Annotated in this window: 3 protein-coding genes; 2 read left to right on the top strand and 1 reads right to left on the bottom strand. The window is 59.3% G+C overall.

The features are described 5' to 3' along the window. Window positions 1–457: SHOCT domain-containing protein (locus tag ACH2EH_RS05485; protein ID WP_395139700.1), on the top strand; the 457-nt coding region annotated here is incomplete at its 5' end. Between the two features lie 23 nt (window positions 458–480). On the opposite strand, the gene ACH2EH_RS05490 is transcribed toward ACH2EH_RS05485, so the two are convergent. Beyond that, window positions 481–1,701, bottom strand: coding sequence for an HD domain-containing phosphohydrolase (locus ACH2EH_RS05490; protein WP_395139702.1), 1,221 nt, complete (start codon window positions 1,699–1,701; stop codon window positions 481–483). An 85-nt stretch (window positions 1,702–1,786) separates the two neighbouring features. Here ACH2EH_RS05490 and ACH2EH_RS05495 point away from each other — a divergent pair. Next, on the top strand, window positions 1,787–2,067 hold a 281-nt coding region (locus tag ACH2EH_RS05495; RefSeq protein WP_395139704.1), incomplete at its 3' end, for a c-type cytochrome domain-containing protein.

Here is a 2,067-nt window from a genome sequence, read left to right on the forward strand (position 1 = left end):
GCAGTCGAGCCGTCCGCCACGCGAAGCCCGCGAGATGGTGCTGCTTCTAAGCGATCAGCGCTTATTGAAAGAGCAGATTGACCGGGGGATCCAGGCCAAATTGGTAGAACAGGGTGTCCAGCTTTTAGGCCAGCAGCTCTTAATGCATGTGGAGGCACAGAATGCTCGCAACTTTGGACGTATTATTTTAAGACCCTACCAGCAGGCCATCACGGACTATCTGGAGAGCATCAACTACAACCCTGAAGCGCCTGCGGCTGTGATTGCTCCCGTGCCCCCCCGCCTGCCCGGCGGGGGAGCCACTATGGGCATCGCACCCGTCGCCACAGCCTCTGTTCCGGCAAGCCTTGGCAGCCTTAAAGAGCGTCTCGCGAACCTTCGGGAGCTGCTGACGGAGGGGTTGATCACCGAAGCGGATTTTGAGGCCCGGAAAGCCTCGATTTTGACCGAGGTGTAGCGGCCCTCAACAGGATCTTGGTTCTACGCCGCTTTTCTGAGCGGGATTGTGATAGAGGGAGCTTCGTCCATGCGTTCCATGCGCTTGCGGATCTCCCCCCACTTCTGTTCGGGGATGCGGAGGAACGCCTCCACTAAGCGCGGCTCAAACTGCTTGCCAGTCTCGCTGGCAATGATCTGGCATGCTGTGGCGTAGTTTTGGCCCTTGCGGTAGGGACGGTCTGAGAGAATCGCGTCTAATGTGTCAGCGATAGCGAAGATACGCGCGCAGAGGGGGATGTTCTCGCCATGGAGACCGCTGGGGTAGCCCTTGCCGTCCCAGCGCTCCTGATGCGTGAGAACCAGCTCCCGCTCGCGTCCCAGGTGTGTGATTCCCTTAAGCATCTCAAAGCCAAGCCGGGGGTGACGCTGCATGATCTGGCGCTCCTCTGTGGTGAGGGGGCCAGGCTTGTTGAGAATCGCATCCGGGATACCGATCTTGCCGATATCGTGAAGAAGGGCGGCGCGTTGCAAGAAGCGTTGCTCGTCTAGGGGGAGCCCCACCTCCTGGGCAAGGCACACTGTAAACTCGGCGACGCGCTGAGAGTGGCCCTCGGTTTCGTGGTCACGCTGATCCAGCGCGGTCGAAAGCGCTTCCAGAGTGGCATTGTAGCTTCCTTCAAGCTGCGTGTAGAGCAGGGCATTTTCCAGTGCCAGGGCAGCCACATCAGCGATGGCGCGGTAGATCTCCAAGTCAGCGTGTACAAATGGGCGACTCTGGGCTTTATTCACAGCCTGCATCGCCCCGATTGCCACCCCACCGCGCACCAGTGGTACGGAGAGCAGAGAGTGGGTAATGCGACCCGTACGCTCGTCGGCGCGGCGGCTATGGCGTGCATCGAGCTGGGCATCACTGATCAGCAGGGACTGCTGGCGCATAACCGTTGCTCCCACGATCCCTTCGTTAAGAGAGAGCACGATTCCTTGGACTTGGAGGGCACCTGGCCCGGTGGCAAAGCGGCAGGTGACACTCTGATGGAGATGATCCGCCAACCAGAGCGACTGTGCCTCTGCCTGAAGCGCAGCATTGACTTCGGCAAAGAGGCGCGGAATCAGATCGTCTAGGCGTAGGGTCTGTTGCAGGTGTGCCCCGATATGATCCAGCAAAGCACGGCGCTGTTCTGCGGCATGAAGGGCTTTTTTGAGCTGCTCGTTTTCAGTTTTGAGTTGCTCCAGTTCCTGGGAGAGCATAGGCATATCAGCCATGATTGTTGGTTTTTTCGAGTTTCTTCTCCAGAGGCTGACACCCTTTCGCCGTCCATAGAGGGCGTGGAGGGCGCTATAATAAGACATGAACCGAAGATTTGTGGTGTTGTCCTCGCCGCTAGCACTTCTCAGCCTTGCGTGGGCAGCCCAGCCCCCCACGGCGCTCATCGCTCGCCATGAAAAAGAAGCACTGCCGCTCTTAAAGCAATACTGCCTGAGCTGCCACGCGGGGAGCCAGCCTAGTGGAGGCATCTCGCTGGACCCGGCGGATGTGTCTGGCATCCATAAAAATGCGGAGAACTGGCGCAAGGGGCTGGTGCGCCTCAAAGACCGGAGCATGCCGCCGCAGGGCTCCGCGCGGCTTTC

Origin of the sequence: Armatimonas sp., from assembly GCF_043760365.1 — a bacterium.
Lineage (GTDB): Bacteria > Armatimonadota > Armatimonadia > Armatimonadales > Armatimonadaceae > Armatimonas.

What these genes read in the sequence shown, in the direction of transcription:
- ACH2EH_RS05490 (WP_395139702.1), bottom strand. Translation starts at nt 1,701, where the DNA reads ATGGCTGATATGCCTATGCTCTCCCAGGAACTGGAGCAACTCAAAACT.